General features: G+C 63.6%; 18 protein-coding genes. 5 read left to right on the plus strand and 13 right to left on the minus strand.

Features of this window, described 5'->3' with window-relative positions; genetic code table 11:
- Positions 1 to 23 precede the first annotated feature (23 nt).
- The 3 genes from XH80_RS37495 to XH80_RS37505 form a co-directional block, all read right to left on the minus strand.
- Entirely contained in the window at positions 24 to 707 is a 684-nt protein-coding gene (locus XH80_RS37495) for a substrate-binding domain-containing protein (RefSeq protein ID WP_271602960.1), read from the minus strand.
- A gap of 21 nt (positions 708 to 728) precedes the next feature.
- Positions 729 to 1,430, minus strand: a complete 702-nt coding sequence (locus tag XH80_RS37500) for a GrlR family regulatory protein (RefSeq protein ID WP_271602961.1) — start codon at positions 1,428 to 1,430, stop codon at positions 729 to 731.
- A gap of 203 nt (positions 1,431 to 1,633) precedes the next feature.
- Positions 1,634 to 2,668: a glutamine synthetase beta-grasp domain-containing protein gene (locus XH80_RS37505; protein ID WP_057757742.1), complete on the minus strand. Its 1,035-nt coding sequence runs from the start codon at positions 2,666 to 2,668 to the stop codon at positions 1,634 to 1,636.
- Between the two features lie 536 nt (positions 2,669 to 3,204).
- Between XH80_RS37505 and XH80_RS37510 the strand changes: the two genes are divergently transcribed.
- Complete coding sequence (locus XH80_RS37510; protein ID WP_220003446.1) at positions 3,205 to 3,408, plus strand: DUF2735 domain-containing protein; 204 nt, start codon at positions 3,205 to 3,207, stop codon at positions 3,406 to 3,408.
- Between the two features lie 111 nt (positions 3,409 to 3,519).
- Here XH80_RS37510 and XH80_RS37515 read toward each other — a convergent pair whose 3' ends face one another.
- A complete protein-coding gene (locus XH80_RS37515) occupies positions 3,520 to 3,846 on the minus strand; it encodes an MliC family protein (protein ID WP_271602962.1) in 327 nt (108 codons plus the stop codon).
- A gap of 48 nt (positions 3,847 to 3,894) precedes the next feature.
- Here XH80_RS37515 and XH80_RS37520 point away from each other — a divergent pair, with 48 nt between their 5' ends.
- Positions 3,895 to 4,638, plus strand: a complete 744-nt coding sequence (locus tag XH80_RS37520; RefSeq protein ID WP_271602963.1) for a tyrosine-protein phosphatase — start codon at positions 3,895 to 3,897, stop codon at positions 4,636 to 4,638.
- Positions 4,639 to 4,651: 13 nt separating this feature from the next.
- On the opposite strand, the gene XH80_RS37525 is transcribed toward XH80_RS37520, so the two are convergent.
- Positions 4,652 to 5,371 (minus strand): SGNH/GDSL hydrolase family protein, encoded by a 720-nt coding sequence (locus XH80_RS37525; protein ID WP_271602964.1) that lies wholly within the window; start codon positions 5,369 to 5,371, stop codon positions 4,652 to 4,654.
- A 120-nt stretch (positions 5,372 to 5,491) separates the two neighbouring features.
- On the opposite strand from XH80_RS37525, the gene XH80_RS37530 reads away from it, so the two are divergent.
- Positions 5,492 to 6,172, plus strand: coding sequence for an SDR family oxidoreductase (locus XH80_RS37530; RefSeq protein ID WP_271602965.1), 681 nt, complete (start codon positions 5,492 to 5,494; stop codon positions 6,170 to 6,172).
- On the opposite strand, the gene XH80_RS37535 is transcribed toward XH80_RS37530, so the two are convergent.
- A complete protein-coding gene (locus XH80_RS37535) occupies positions 6,173 to 6,520 on the minus strand; it encodes a GrlR family regulatory protein (protein WP_271602966.1) in 348 nt (115 codons plus the stop codon).
- Positions 6,521 to 6,647: 127 nt separating this feature from the next.
- Here XH80_RS37535 and XH80_RS37540 point away from each other — a divergent pair, with 127 nt between their 5' ends.
- Both XH80_RS37540 and XH80_RS37545 read left to right on the plus strand, forming a co-directional pair.
- Positions 6,648 to 7,328, plus strand: a complete 681-nt coding sequence (locus XH80_RS37540; protein WP_271602967.1) for a DUF2161 domain-containing phosphodiesterase — start codon at positions 6,648 to 6,650, stop codon at positions 7,326 to 7,328.
- Positions 7,329 to 7,421: 93 nt separating this feature from the next.
- Positions 7,422 to 7,727, plus strand: a complete 306-nt coding sequence (locus XH80_RS37545) for a hypothetical protein (RefSeq protein ID WP_271602968.1) — start codon at positions 7,422 to 7,424, stop codon at positions 7,725 to 7,727.
- 72 nt (positions 7,728 to 7,799) lie between these two features.
- Here the strand turns inward: XH80_RS37545 and XH80_RS37550 are convergent, their stop codons facing one another.
- The 7 genes from XH80_RS37550 to XH80_RS37580 all read right to left on the minus strand — a co-directional run bounded on the left by XH80_RS37550 (position 7,800) and on the right by XH80_RS37580 (position 14,383).
- A complete protein-coding gene (locus tag XH80_RS37550) occupies positions 7,800 to 8,411 on the minus strand; it encodes a GNAT family N-acetyltransferase (RefSeq protein ID WP_271602969.1) in 612 nt (203 codons plus the stop codon).
- Positions 8,412 to 8,563: 152 nt separating this feature from the next.
- Complete coding sequence (locus XH80_RS37555; RefSeq protein WP_271602970.1) at positions 8,564 to 8,962, minus strand: PaaI family thioesterase; 399 nt, start codon at positions 8,960 to 8,962, stop codon at positions 8,564 to 8,566.
- Positions 8,963 to 9,195: 233 nt separating this feature from the next.
- Complete coding sequence (gene kynU / locus XH80_RS37560; protein WP_271602971.1) at positions 9,196 to 10,398, minus strand: kynureninase; 1,203 nt, start codon at positions 10,396 to 10,398, stop codon at positions 9,196 to 9,198.
- A gap of 8 nt (positions 10,399 to 10,406) precedes the next feature.
- Complete coding sequence (gene kynA / locus XH80_RS37565) at positions 10,407 to 11,246, minus strand: tryptophan 2,3-dioxygenase (RefSeq protein WP_271602972.1); 840 nt, start codon at positions 11,244 to 11,246, stop codon at positions 10,407 to 10,409.
- A 35-nt stretch (positions 11,247 to 11,281) separates the two neighbouring features.
- The gene (locus XH80_RS37570; RefSeq protein ID WP_271602973.1) at positions 11,282 to 12,091 is read right to left on the minus strand and encodes an alpha/beta hydrolase; all 810 of its coding nucleotides are present in this window, start codon (positions 12,089 to 12,091) and stop codon (positions 11,282 to 11,284) included.
- A gap of 236 nt (positions 12,092 to 12,327) precedes the next feature.
- Positions 12,328 to 13,605, minus strand: a complete 1,278-nt coding sequence (locus XH80_RS37575) for an ArgE/DapE family deacylase (protein ID WP_271602974.1) — start codon at positions 13,603 to 13,605, stop codon at positions 12,328 to 12,330.
- Positions 13,606 to 13,657: 52 nt separating this feature from the next.
- Complete coding sequence (locus XH80_RS37580; RefSeq protein ID WP_271602975.1) at positions 13,658 to 14,383, minus strand: pyridoxamine 5'-phosphate oxidase family protein; 726 nt, start codon at positions 14,381 to 14,383, stop codon at positions 13,658 to 13,660.
- Positions 14,384 to 14,409 lie beyond the last annotated feature (26 nt).

Raw genomic sequence — 14,409 nt, forward strand, 5'->3', positions numbered from 1 at the left:
GTTGCGTCGGCGTGCCGGCGAATTCAAGGCTCGAGTCCAGACCGGCGCAGCACGGGCATGACCTCGGGGGATGCGAGATAGCGCAGCAGGCGATCGGCCGCCTTGGCCTGCTTCGCATCCGTCATGCGGCCGGCGGAGAACACGGCAGGCGTCTGCAATTCGTGCGGGACCGGGCCGATCACCTCGATGCCGCCGACCTGCTTCAGCTCGCTGATCTGCTGCACGGCGAGATCAGCCTCGCCGCTGACGAGCCGCTCCGCCGTAAAGCCCTGCTCGACGATGGTGGCCTCGGCGTTGATCTCGGTGGCGATGCCCATCCGCACGATCAGCTGGGCGAAGTACACGCCGCTCGCACCCAGCCGTGAATAGGCGACGGATCGGGCCGCGAGCAGCGCCTTGCGCAGCGCGGCTTCGCTGGAAATATCGGGATGCGGCTGCCCGGCCCGCACGGCGAGGCCGACATAGGAGCGCGCGAGGTCGGCCGCGCTGTCCGCGATCACGCGCCCCTCGCCGATCATCTCGTCGAGCCCATCACGCGTGAGAATGACGAGATCGGCCGCCTCCCCGGCGCGCAGGCGCCTGAGCAGCGCCAGGGTCGGCGCAAAGTCGGCATCGACGTGAATGCCCGTTGCGGCCTCGAACGCGGATGACAGGCTGCGCATCGCCCCCATCAGGCCGAGCGTCGAGAGCATGCGGATTTTTTCCATGAGCAATTTCCCCTGTAGCGATCAGGCGCGATGCATCAGCTTGAGCGTGGCGGACAGGCGCAGGCTGCGCTTGCCGGCCAGTGCAGTCGCTTCCAGCATCGCCTGATCGCCATCATAGGTGCCGGCAAACCCGATGCCGACCTCGTGGCCGCCAAAGATCGGATCGTCCTTGGCCGGGGTGTGCTCCTGGTTGAGGATCTGCCCCTTCCAGCGTCCGTTCGCGGCGGTGTAGCTGCCGAGGTAATAGAATGAAGCATCGCCGCCGAGGATGCGGCCGCGGTTGAGCAGCATCACGCCGGTGAGCCCGCCGTCGACACCGTCGAGCATGCGCAGGTGGATCGAATAGAGACCATCGGTGATGCCGGCCTCGCCGACCCCGCCGGCGATCGGCACCTCCTCCTCCGTGATCGGTGTCATCACCGACTGGAAGGGCACGCCGGGCAGCTCTTTCAGCTCGCCCTTGAAGCGGTAGAGATCGCCGTCCGCAAAACCTTTCGCGATCAGCGTCGCATCGTCGGTGCCGGCCATGGCGCGGTAATTCGGATCGGGGTTGTGGCGGACGGTCTTGATGATGATGTCGACGCCGCCTTCGGTCTTCTCGTAGGTGCCGATATGGGCGAACGCCGAATTGCCGCCGAGCATCTTGCCATTGCCGGCATACATCACGCTCCGGCCGACGGCGTCGCCGAGCTGAAACCGCACCTTGTAGAAGCCTTCAAACACCAGCCGTGTCCCCGGCTCCGCGCACATCCTGACGACTACTCTATCCCGGTTTCGGCCGACATGGACAGGCTTCACGCCGGCATAGAAGCCAGACCCACAATAAGCGTTGTCATCAGAACGCAAAAATCCGCCGGGGCTTCGCAGCTCCGGCGGATTGAAAGCCAACCCGGACCAAGCCCCCAAAGGTCCGGGCCGGGAGGATCTTAGGCGACGGCCTTCTTGTCGACAGGCACGGACGAGATCGTCTTCAGGATCTGCGAAGCGATCTGGTATGGGTCGCCCTGCGAGTTCGGACGGCGATCTTCCAGATAGCCCTTGTAGCCGTTGTTGATGAAGGAGTGGGGAACGCGGATCGAGGCACCACGATCAGCCACACCGTAGCTGAACTTGTTCCACGGCGCGGTCTCGTGCTTGCCGGTCAGACGCTTGTCGTTGTCCGGGCCGTAGACGGCGATGTGGTCCATCAGGTTCTTGTCGAAGGCGGCCATCAGCGCCTCGAAGTACTCCTTGCCGCCGACCGTACGCATGTACTCGGTGGAGAAGTTGGCGTGCATGCCCGAGCCGTTCCAATCGGTATCGCCGAGCGGCTTGCAGTGGAATTCGATGTCGATGCCGTATTTCTCGGTCAGGCGCAGCATCAGGTAGCGGGCCATCCACATCTGGTCGGCAGCGGTCTTGGAGCCCTTGCCGAAAATCTGGAATTCCCACTGGCCCTTCGCGACTTCCGCGTTGATGCCTTCATGGTTGATGCCGGCAGCGAGGCAGAGGTCGAGATGCTCTTCGACGATCTTGCGGGCAACGTCGCCGACGTTCGAATAACCGACGCCGGTGTAATACGGGCCCTGCGGCGCCGGATAGCCGGACTCGGGGAAGCCGAGCGGACGGCCGTTCTTGTAGAAGAAGTATTCCTGCTCGAAGCCGAACCAGGCGCCGGCGTCGTCAAGGATGGTGGCGCGCTTGTTGGACGGATGCGGGGTCTTGCCATCGGGCATCATGACTTCGCACATCACCAGCACGCCATTGGTGCGGGCACCGTCCGGGAACACGGCGACCGGCTTCAGCACGCAATCGGAGCTGTGGCCTTCGGCCTGCTGGGTCGACGAGCCGTCGAAGCCCCACAGCGGAAGCTGCTCGAGCGTCGGAAACGACGAAAATTCCTTGATCTGGGTTTTGCCGCGCAAGTTCGGAGTCGGCGTATATCCGTCGAGCCAAATGTACTCGAGCTTATACTTGGTCATTGAGCCTCTCTGTAGATGATGCGAAAGGTGGGGTTGAGAGCCCCGCACGTTTGTACCCGGCCATCATCGGCCGGCCCTCTACAAGCATGTTGCGTGCCAAAAAGCCGCAGCGCGGAAGCTTTTCCACCGCGCCGGAGTGGGTCCAGCCGACGGAAAACCGTCCCCAGCCGCATGCGTCATAGAAGCGCACCTTCTCGTGAAGCTGCACTGCAAAAATCCCGCGGAAAACGCCCGATTTTGAAGCAGGCAGGCCCCCTGCCTGAGGTTGCCGATCAAACGCGCATCAACGTCCAGCAACTTTCGAAAAGCCGCCCCCTCCTGCCTAGCAACCTTTGGAACGGCCCAGACGTTAGTCATCGATCCGGTGCCTTAGGGGGTGCAGATAGCTACCTGCCCAAGAATTGGGCGGAAACTGATATCGTTTTCAGCACTTTGCTTTTGGGAGTGCGAGGCCGATATGGGGATTCCAGTAACCACATCAGAACGAGTCGGGCGCACCATGGAGGCCAAGTCGCTTCGACCCAGGAGCAATCGCAATGATGAATAATGGTCTAAGTTACGGATCTGCGAAGATCTACCAATTCCCTGCCGGGGGCCGCGCGGCTCTCGCGGGGCGCCGCTATGGCGAGCCACGCCTTCCTGCCGATCACGCCTCGCTTCCAGCGAACGCCTCGATCTGCAGCGATAGCTGGTACCACCAGGACGCGGTCGACGAAGCAAAGCCCAAATGGGAACGCTGATGCCGGTGTCCAGTTTGAGACCGCCGCGCTCTTTCGAGTGCCCGACGGAAGTTTGAAAAAGGGTCGAAACAACGAGGTTTCGACCCTTTTTGATTCTGTCCGGACGTCCGTTCAAAGGGCGGGCTTTTCAATCACCGCGCAGGCCGTGACCGGCCGTTTCAAATGCTTGACCGTGGTGGCTCCGCTCTTGTCGATCCTCAGCGTGATGCCCGCCCCCGAATAGCGCATGCCCGATACCGTCAGGCGCTTGGCAAGCGTCACCGGCTCGCCGTCGATCTGAAGGAAGGCGCGGGTGTCATAATCATAAAAACCCACGATGAACTGGGTGCCATCGACGCAGCGATAGGTCCGGAACGTCTGCGCGTCGGCGTGCCCCGCGCCTGACGGTCCCGCCGTCAGTATGGTGATCCCCAAAAGAACAGCCTTGTCCCGCCCCATGATCGCCCCCTGTAATGATGCGTCGGCAACATAACAAAAGCGGCTCCGATGTCAGACTCCCCTGCCCGGCACCTCGCCTTGCAAGGCGCCAGCAATTTTCGCGACCTGGGCGGCTACGCCACACGTGACGGCCGCATCACGCGCTGGCGCCATATCTTCCGCTCCAACCATCTCGGCCAGCTCACCGCCGCCGACATCGAAATCGTTCGCGCACTCGGCGTCAAAAGCGCGTTCGACTTCCGCGGCGTCGAGGAGCGGACCGCTGGCATGTGCGTCGTCAACGAGATCACCGTACATTCGCTGCCGATCGAGCCGACGGTGGTGGCTTCGCTGCGCGCCGAGCTCGCCAGGGACGCGCTCACTCGGCAGGTCGCGCTCGAGATCATGCGGGAGTCCTATCGCAACTATGTCCGCCACAACACGCATAGCTTCCGCATGCTGTTCGGCTATCTGCTGGAGGACCGCGCTCCGCTCGTGATCCACTGCACCGCCGGCAAGGACCGTACCGGCTTCGCCAGCGCCCTGATCCTGCATGCGCTCGGCGTCCCCGACGACGTCATTGCCGAGGATTATCTGCTCACCAACCGCCACTACAAGCGCGACACCTCGAGCGTCTCCGACCTGCCCGCCGACGTCCTCGACGCGATCGGCTCGGTCAACGCCTCCTTTCTCGCGGCCGCTTTCGATGCGGTCAGGGACGACTATGGCGATGTCGAGGCCTATTTGCACGACGGCCTCAAGCTCGGCGCGCCCGAGCGGATCGCGCTGAAGGAGCGTTATCTGCAAACGTGATGGCGGCGGCCCCTCACGCCGTCACCCCCGCAGCCTTGATGATGACATCCTTGAAAGCGAGTGAAACCTGCATGGTGCTCCAGTCGCTCTGGTGCAGCTGGTCGGGATCGGTCACATCGACCAATTGCTCGAACGACACCTTGTTCTGCACGTGCCAATGCCGCATCAGGGCCCAGCGCTGAAACAGATTGACCCCGGCGTCATTGGCCGCATCGCGGATCAGCCGGACCATTCTGTCCGACAGCTCGGCGCGATCATCCCACAGCATCTTCGTCGTATATTGCGGGTCCATCACCACGACCTCGAAGCCGCGGGCACGCAATTGCGCCAGCCCCTTCCTGATGTTCCCGGCAACGACGTCAACGTCGTATTGGTCGTTGTGAAAAACCGCATTCGTTCCCACCTGCCAGATCACCAGCGCGGGATCATCGGGAAAAATATCGGCCTCGAACCGCCCAAGCTCCTCGGTCGCCTCTTGTCCGCCAATCCCCCGGTTGAGCACGTCAATCCGGATATCCGTCCGATGCAGGACGTCCTTGAAATATTGCCGCAGATACATCTCGAGCCGATAGGGATAAGGCACGACATCGGCTCGTCCGGCCGTCGACGACGACCCCATGGCTACGATCCGCACCACGCCCTTTCCATCGAAGGCTTGCCGGAGCCGCATCAGGGGATATTTCAGGTCGACGATCGCAGAGGGAAATTCGATGGGCGGAAAAGGTTCGGGCATGAAACAGCCTCCTCGAACGATCTAAAGTTGCATTTATAGCCCAGCCTTGATGCGAGCGCCATTGCAACTGCAACTGGCCTCGCGCAATAGTCGGCGCGAATAGAGGCGAGGGAGAGAACCGTGCAGGGAAAAGTCATCGTCGTGACCGGCGCCCTCGGCGCGCTTGGCAGGGTGGTCGCCGACGTCGCACGGTCGCGCGGTGCACTGGTGGCTGGCATCGATTATGCGCCCTCACAAATGCCGGCCACGACCGAGCGCATCGAGATCGGCGGCGTCGACCTTTCCGATGCAGCGCAGGCGAAGACAGCGGTCGAGGCTGCCGCGAAGCACTTCGGCAGACTGGACGCGCTGATCAACATCGCCGGCGGCTTCGCCTTCGAGACCGTCGGCGACGGCGACCTCAAGACATGGCACCGCATGCACGCGCTGAATCTGCTGACGGCCCTCAACACCTCGCATGCAGCGCTGCCGCACCTTGCTGCCTCAAAGGCCGGCCGCATCGTCAATATCGGCGCCATGGGCGCGGTTCAGGCGGGCTCCGGCATGGGACCTTACGCGGCATCGAAGGCGGGCGTGCACCGCCTCACCGAGGCGCTGGCCAGCGAATGGAAAGGCAAGGTCACGGTGAACGCCGTGCTGCCGTCGATCATCGACACCAAGGCCAACCGCACCGACATGCCGAAAGCGGACTTCGCCAAATGGGTGACGCCGCAGGAGCTTGCCGAGGTGATCCTGTTCCTCGTCAGCGACGCCGCGAGCGGCGTCACCGGGGCGCTGATTCCGGTGAGCGGTCGGGTGTGATCAATCCGGCACCAGCAGCCGCAGATTGCCCTTGAAGCGGATGCTCTGCTTGCCCGCGAGCGCAATGCCCTCGCCATAGGCGGTCTCGTCGGTATAGGTGCCACTGAAGCCGATGGTCACGACCTTGCGGCCCCACACCGGGCGCTCGTCGAATGAGGGCGAATGCTCCTCGTTGGTCAGCTCGCCCTTCCATTTGCCGTCGGCCGAGCTGTAGCTGCCATAAGCGAAGAAAAACGAGTCGCCGCCGCGCATGGTGCCGTCGCGCAGCACCATGACACCCTGATTGCCGCCCTGGACGCTATCCAGGAACTCGATCCGGATGTGATAAAGCCCGTTCCTGATCGTCATATCGCAAGCGCCCTGTTCCCCGCGTGAGGATATAGCTGGCCTGACCGCGTTCGGGCAAATGCTCGCCGGCCTCGATCCCGATCCGGGCTAGACTACAGGGAATTGATTCTCCGATTGGAAACTCACCTTGGAAACCGCGCTCTACCTCCCCGTCAAACGCTTCCTCGAAAGCCTCGGCTTCGACGTGAAGGGCGAGATCCGCGGCTGCGATCTCGTCGGCCTGAGCGCCGGCGATCCGCCTGTCGTGGTGATCGGCGAGCTCAAGCTCGCCTTCAATCTCGAGCTGATCCTGCAAGCAGTCGATCGTGCGCCGGCAGGCGACGAGATCTGGATCGCGGCAAAAATATCCGCACGCGGCAAGGGCCGCGAGAGCGATGCGCGCTATCGCAATCTGTGTCGCCGCCTCGGCTTCGGTATGCTCGGGGTAACCGATAAGGGCGAGGTCGAGGTGCTGGTGAAGCCGCCGACAGCGGCCCCGCGCCGCGAGCCGAAGACGCGCTCGCGGTTGGTCGCCGAGCATCAGCGCCGCCAGGGCGATCCCGTGCTCGGCGGCAGCACCCGCGCGCCGATCATGACGGCCTATCGGCAGCAGGCACTGGCCTGCGCATCAGAGCTTGCCGCTGGCCCGCGGCGGGTGCGCGATTTGCGCGAACGCTGTCCCGATGCCGGCAAGATCTTGCTTAACAATGTGTATGGCTGGTTCGAGCGCGCCGACCGGGGAATCTACGGGCTCACGCAGGCGGGACATGCGGCGCTGAAACGCTGGCCGCAGCAACGCCCCGAGATCGGTGCCCCGTCACCGCTGTGACGCCCAAGCGGTGCATAGCTGAGCTGCCACACCAATTTCATATTGCAATGCAACATGTAGGGCACTACGTATCCGGCATCAAATGAGGCCGTTATGAGCGCAGATTGGAATACCAAATATGGCACGCGGCGCGTGCGCCACGATCCGCCCACGCTGGATGAGGCGATCTTCGCCGCCGTCGGCATTACCGACGACCAGGAGCAGCAGGCCGAGATCGCTGCCGCGCTGATGGGGATGCCACTGGAAACCGTTCAGGCCGAGGTCAAGAAGCAGGCCCGCACCAACAGCCGCATCACCGCGACGCGCGTGATCGCCGGCGAACAGGGTGCGCAGCGCTCTGTCGTGGTCGAGCGCCGCGTCGTTCGTCGCTTCGGCAACGACAAGCGCACCGGCACCTAAGCCCTCACCTTCTTGCTTCAAAAAAAAGCGGACCGGCCTCGCCGGTCCGCTTTTTGATTCAGGCCTTTGCTGTCAGGCCGCGCGATTGCCGTACATGCTGGAGATCAGCTTCCAGCAGGTCGAGTTGAAGCTGAGCAGCGCGCGGCCGGCCTTGAACGGCGCCGAGGCGAGATCCGCAAGCTCGTCCTCGGGCGTCTTGGTCAGGTCGATCGTGCCGGTCGATTCGCCATGGCGGAATTGCAGGTTCGCGCCGAACTTCCTGGCGAGCGCGCGCATGGCGTGATTCTCCGCGCCCGTGGTGATGCGCAGGCTCTTGTAGCCCTTCCAGCGCGCTTCCGCGATCAGGCGGCTGAACAGCACGGTGCCGACGTTCTGGCGGCGTGCGGAGGCCTCCACGCTGAAAGCGACTTCGGGCAGCGAATCGCCCTCCGGCGGATGCAGCTCAGCCGCACCACGGACCACGCCGTCGACGATGTAGGCAACGATCACGGTGCCATCATCCGCGCAGCGGGCCGCGTAGCGCTCGATGAAATTGTCGTCGAGAAAACCGTTGAAGCGGTCGTGCCGGCTTTCGGCATCGAGCCTGAGCAGATGATCGCGCAACAGCGGCAATTCTTCCTGCTGGCTCAGGGTCCGCACATAGCCCGGAACGGACGTCGCGCGAACGGTCTCATCAAGTGTCACGTCAAAACTCCTCTTGGTGTCCCTCGAGGAGGCGTTCGAATCCCTAGGGCCCCAATATTGTGCGTCGCAACAAAATTATCAAGACGGGAACCTGCTCAAGTTTCCGGCATCGGGAACGACTAATTCGTTAACAAAATCAAAGCCCCGTAGTCTTACAGGACCAGCTGCGTCTGGGTCACCACGGCCACCAGCTTGCCGTCCTCGGTCTCCAGCCGGGTGGTCCAGACCTGGGTCCGGCGCCCCCGGTGAACCGGGGTCGCGATCGCGATGACAGTGGTTCCCTCCTTGGCGCCACCGATGAAGTTGGTCTTGCTCTCCAGCGTCGTGGTGCCCCTGGCGTCATCAGGCAGATTGATCACGGTCGCCGCTGCGCCAACGGAATCGGCGAGCGCCATCACCGCGCCGCCGTGGATGGTGTGATGCAGGGTGCAGAGATCGGGCCGCACGATCATCCGCGCGACCACGCGATCCTTCCCGGCTTCGACGAATTCGACGCCCTTGAGCTCGGCGAACGGCATTTTCATCGCCTTGAGTTTTTCGAGCGGCGTCATCGGATCTCCTCCCAATTCATCGTTGTCTCAACGTGAATGGCTTCGCGCGGCAAAGCAATGACGTCTGAGGTAATGGTTGCCGTGACGCCGGCGCTCCCCCGGCAGGGACGCGCCGACCATCCCTCCACCGTCATTGCGAGCGAAGCGAAGCAATCCAGACTGCCTGCGCCGAGGGATTCTGGATTGCTTCGTCGCAAGAGCTCCTCGCAATGACGCCGGAGAGGCTTCGTGTTTCACGTCACTGCGTTCACGACCTGATATTCCGGCCGACGCCACAGCTCGCCTGCGATCACCTCCTCGATGATCTCGGCCGCACGGACGATCTCGCTCTCGCCGATATAGAGCGGCGTGATGCCGAACCTCATGATATCGGGCGCACGGAAATCGCCGATGACGCCGCGCGCGATCAGGGCCTGCATCGCGGCGTAGCCGCCCGCGAAGGCGAACGAGACTTGCGAACCACGACGCTCGTGCGCGCGCGGGGTCACGAGCTCCAGGGACGGGCAACGACGCTCGACCTCCGCGATCAGGAGATCACCGAGCGCCAACGAGCGGGCGCGGATCTCCTTGATATCAACCCGATCCCAGATATCGAGCGAAGCCTCCAGCGCCGCCATCGCCAGTACCGGGGGGGTGCCGACGCGCATGCGCTCGACACCGCCGGCGGCGGCATAGCCAAGCTCAAACGCAAACGGCTTTGCGTGGCCCATCCATCCGGAGAGCGCCGCACGCGCGCCGTCGGCACGACGCGGCGCGACGTAGAGAAACGCCGGCGCGCCGGGGCCGGCATTGATGTATTTGTAGGTGCACCCCGCGGCGAAATCGACACCGCAGCCGGCGAGATCGACCGGCAGCGCGCCGGCTGAATGCGCGAGGTCCCAGACCGTGACGATATCAAGCGCATGCGCCTTCGCGGTCAGCTTCGCCATGTCGTGACGGCGGCCGGTGCGGTAGTCGACCTCGGTGATGTAGAGGACGGCGACCTCTTCCGACAGCGAAGCCTCGATCTCCTCCGGAGCCACCAGGCGCAGCTGATGGCCGCGCCCGAGCGTCGCGATCAGGCCTTCCGCCATGTAGAGGTCGGTCGGGAAATTGCCGGTGTCCGACAGGACGACCTTGCGCGAGGCGTTCATGTCGAGCGCAGCGGCGAGTGCCTGGTAGACCTTGAGCGAAAGCGTATCGCCGACCATCACCGAGCCCACCTCCGCGCCGATCAGCCGGGCGATGCGATCGCCGACATGGCGCGGCTGGGCATACCAGCCTGCGCTGTTCCAGGCGCGGATCAGCTCATCGCCCCACTCCGTCGTGATGACGCGGTTGACGCGCTCGGCGACACCAAGCGGCAATGCGCCGAGCGAATTGCCGTCGAGATAGATCACACCCTCGGGCAGATGAAACAGCGCCCTGGTGTCGGCGTAGACGCGAAGCCTGGACATGGACATCCCTACAGAATCGTGCGCACGCGCCAGAGTTCGGGAAACAGCTCGACCTCGAGCATGCGCTTCAGATAGCTGACGCCACCCGTGCCGCCGGTGCCGCGCTTGAAGCCGATGACGCGCTCGACCGTGGTGACATGGTTGAAGCGCCAGCGCCGGAAATAATCCTCGAAATCGACCAGCTTCTCGGCAAGCTCGTACAGCATCCAGTGCGTCTCCGGCGCCTGGTAGACCTCGCGCCAGGCGTCAAGCACGCCCTCGCTGAAGCTGTGGGTCTCGCGGACGTCGCGCGCCAGCACGGCGGCCGGCATCTTGAGCCCGTGGCGATCGGCAAGCCGCAGCACCTCGTCATAGAGGCTCGGCGTCGCGAGCTCAGCCTCGAGCAGTTTTGTCGTTTCCACATCGTGCGCGTGCGGCTTCAGCATGGCGTGGTTGCGGTTGCCGAGCAGATATTCGATCAGCCGATATTGCCGCGACTGGAAGCCGGAGGACTGGCCGAGCTGGGAGCGAAAGCGGGTATATTCACTGGGCGTCATCGTACGCAGCACGTCCCAGGCGTTGTTTAGCTGCTCGAAGATGCGCGACATTCGCGCCAGCATCTTCATGGCGGGAGCCACCTCGTCCCTGGCGATGGCGCGGCGCGCGGCGCTGAGCTCATGGATCGCGAGACGCATCCACAGCTCCGTGGTTTGATGCTGAATGATGAACAGCATCTCGTCATGCGCTTCGGAGAGCGGATGCTGCGCGCCGAGAATGGCATCCAGCGACAGATATTCGCCATAGGACATGCGCCGGGCGAAGTCGGTCTCGGCGCCTTCGCTTGCGGGATCGTAATCGTTGGACGTCATGACATGTCCTTTCGATCGATCATTCCTGCCCTCGTTCAATCGAGCCCGATCAGACGCGCGGTGATCTGCGAGGACGGGTCCTTCAGCGCGTCGATCACGGTGAAATGGTTGAGCCCGGGATCGACGACGAGCCGCGTCGGCACGTCAAAGCCGGTCCAGACATTGGCCAGCAGGTCGGACTGGCGGATGAATTCAGGCCGCTCGCTGCCGCCGACCCAGGCGGTGACAGGCGAATGCCCGCGCGGCAGATGCAGCGCTGCGCTCTCGAGCGTCGCCTCCTCCATGGTCATGCGCAGCGTCTCGTTCATCTTCGTCTTCAGCAGCGGCCGCAGATCGTGCAGCCCGCTGATCGAGAGCGTACCGGCGATGCGGCTGAACACTGAAGGCTCGAGCCGGCTGTCGTCGCACAGCATGCGCGTGACGAGATGGCCGCCGGCCGAATGGCCGGCGAGCCGGATCGGTCCCGCGACGAGCGAGGCGGCTTTCGCGATCGCGGCGGCTATCTCCGCCGTAATGTCGGAGATGCGCGCCGCCGGCGCCAACGTGTAGCTCGGCAGGCATACGGTCCAGCCGTGATGCCGCGCGCCTTCGGCAAGATCCGTCCAGGCCGATTTGTCGAAGCGCATCCAATAGCCGCCGTGCACGAACACAACGAGGCCCTTGCTGTCGCCGTCGGGCAGGATCAGGTCGAAACTCTGACGCTCGGCGGAGCCATAGGCGATGTCAGGGCGAAAATCCTGCAGCCCGGCCCGGTAGGCCGCCGCCCGCTCCGCCCATTGCGCCGGCATCTTGTCCGAACCCGGTATATGGGCCGAATTGGCGTAAGCATCATCCCAATCGCGCATCGTGACTCCCCCGGGGACTCGTTCAGCGAACCGAACGCCAGTCTGCCACCGGTCAGGGCGGCATCCTAGTCTTTCTTTTAAGCTTAAAGGATTTGGATAGGCCCGTGTTTCGGGCGACCGGCGTTCCAGCCAAGACCACCCGTCATTGCGAGCGCAGCGAAGCAATCCAGTCTGTTTCCGCAGCAACTCTGGATTGCTTCGTCGCAAGAGCTCCTCGCAATGACGCGGAGAGGCCGCTACGCCCTCTCCACCCCGCACCATTCGGCGATGAACAGCGCCATCGCCTTGGTCGTCTTCTTCAGCGATTCCAGATCGACGAATTCGTTGAAGCCGTGCATCTCGCCGCCGCTGGCGCCGAAGCACAGGCTCGGGATGCCGTGGTTGAGGCCGTAAAAGCGGGTGTCGGTGAGCGCGGTGAAGACGAGGTCCTCGACCGCTCCGCCATAAACCTTGTTGAAGGCTTTGCTGAAGGCCGCTTCCGACGCCGCCGAATTTGTCAGCTCATAGCCTTCCGACAGGAAGCCGGACCATTCGACCTCCGGCGGATTGTTCGCGAGGAAGCGGTGATTACGCGAGGCCGCCGCGATGCACGCCAGAATCTCCTTCTGGTGGTCGGCGATCGACCAACCCGGCAACACGGCAATGCGGCAATCGACGTCGCACCAGGCCGGGACGCTGGAAGCCCAGTCGCCACCCTTGATGATGCCGGGGTTGAAATTGATGGGATGGTTGAGCGTCTTGAAGTGGCGGTCGGCCTTGGCACGCTCGTTCCATTCGATCTCGAGCTTCTGCACCGCCTGGATCAGATGATACGCCGCCATGATCGCGTTGGCACCCGAGCCGGCATGCGCGACGTGGACGGGATGGCCCTTCACGCGAAGGCGAAACCAGATCACGCCGACCTGCGCGCGCACCATCTTGCCGCCGGTCGGCTCGGGAATGAAGCAGGCATCGGCCCGGTAGCCCCGCTGCAGCGTCGAGAGTGCGCCGACGCCGGTGCTCTCCTCCTCGATGACAGACTGGAAGTGGATCCGAGCCGTCGGCTTCAGACCGGCCGCCTTGATCGCATCCAGCGCATAGAGTGCGCCGATGGTGCCCGACTTCATGTCGCAGGCGCCGCGGCCGAACATCTTGCCGTCCTTGATGACGGGTGAGAACGGCGGGGTATCCCACAGTTCCAGCGGCCCCGCGGGCACCACGTCGCAGTGGCCCTGGAGGATCAGCGATTTGCCCGCCTCGGTGGACGAACGATACGTACCGACCACCGTGCGCGCCCTGGAGAAATCATGCTCGATCGGCCCGAAGCCGCGCAGATCCTTCAAGTCGTCGACATTGATGTGCCAATCGTCGACCTCGTAGCCGCGTGCGCGCAGCAAGTCGCCGATCATGTCCTGGCACGGCCCCTCCGCTCCGCGGGTCGAAGGGATCGCGACGAAATCGCGCGTGGTCGCAAGCTGGGCTTCGAAGCCGGCGTCGACGGCGTCAAGAATCCTCTGCTGCGTTTCGGCATCCATCAGGCAACTCCCGGCATCCGATTGGTCTAAGGAGCGCGCAAGCTAGCCGATTTCAGCCGTTGGGGTACTCTACAAAATAAGCATCCCGCAATGCATCTTCGAGCAGGCGGCCCTCGGAATAGCCATCCAGCGTCGCAGGACGCGTGACGCCATCGAGCAGCCGCGGGCACGGCTCGGGCGCGCCGAGAACGGTGCGAACCGGAATGCGCTCGGCATAAATAGGCAGTTCGTAGTCCTCTTCGTCGTCGGCGACACCCTTGGCGCGGATCTTGGCCGAGGCTTCCTCGATCTCCATCGCGATAAAGGAGGTCGCCTTGATCTCCTGGATGTTGCTGGCCCGCAGGCCCGCGGTGCGATCCGGGAAGAAGCGGTCGACCATCGCGACCACCGCGCGCTCCTTCTCGACGGGATCGGTGACGAGATAGGCGGTGCCGAACGCCATCACCGCGCGATAGTCGGCGGAATGATTGAAGCCGCAACGCGCCAACACGAGGCTGTCGAGATGGGCCACCGTCAGGCACACGCGCTCGCCTTTGGTTTGGTTGCGCAGCATGCGGCTGGCGCTCGAGCCGTGCCAGTACAGCTTGGTCCCCTCGCGCCAGAAGAAGGTCGGCGTGCAATAGGGCTGACCGTCGATCACATAGGAGACGTGGCACAACATCGAGGAATCCAGGATGCGGTGGACGGTGGCGTGATCGTAGAAGCCGCGGTCGTGCCGGCGCTTCACCTGGTTGCGCGCCGACGTCGGATAGGAATTTGGGCTCTCGGTCTGGCTCACGGCCGCTCCTGTCGGGTCTGGAACAG

The sequence above is a fragment of the Bradyrhizobium sp. CCBAU 45384 genome, from assembly GCF_028128665.1.
Taxonomy (GTDB): Bacteria; Pseudomonadota; Alphaproteobacteria; order Rhizobiales; family Xanthobacteraceae; genus Bradyrhizobium; species Bradyrhizobium manausense.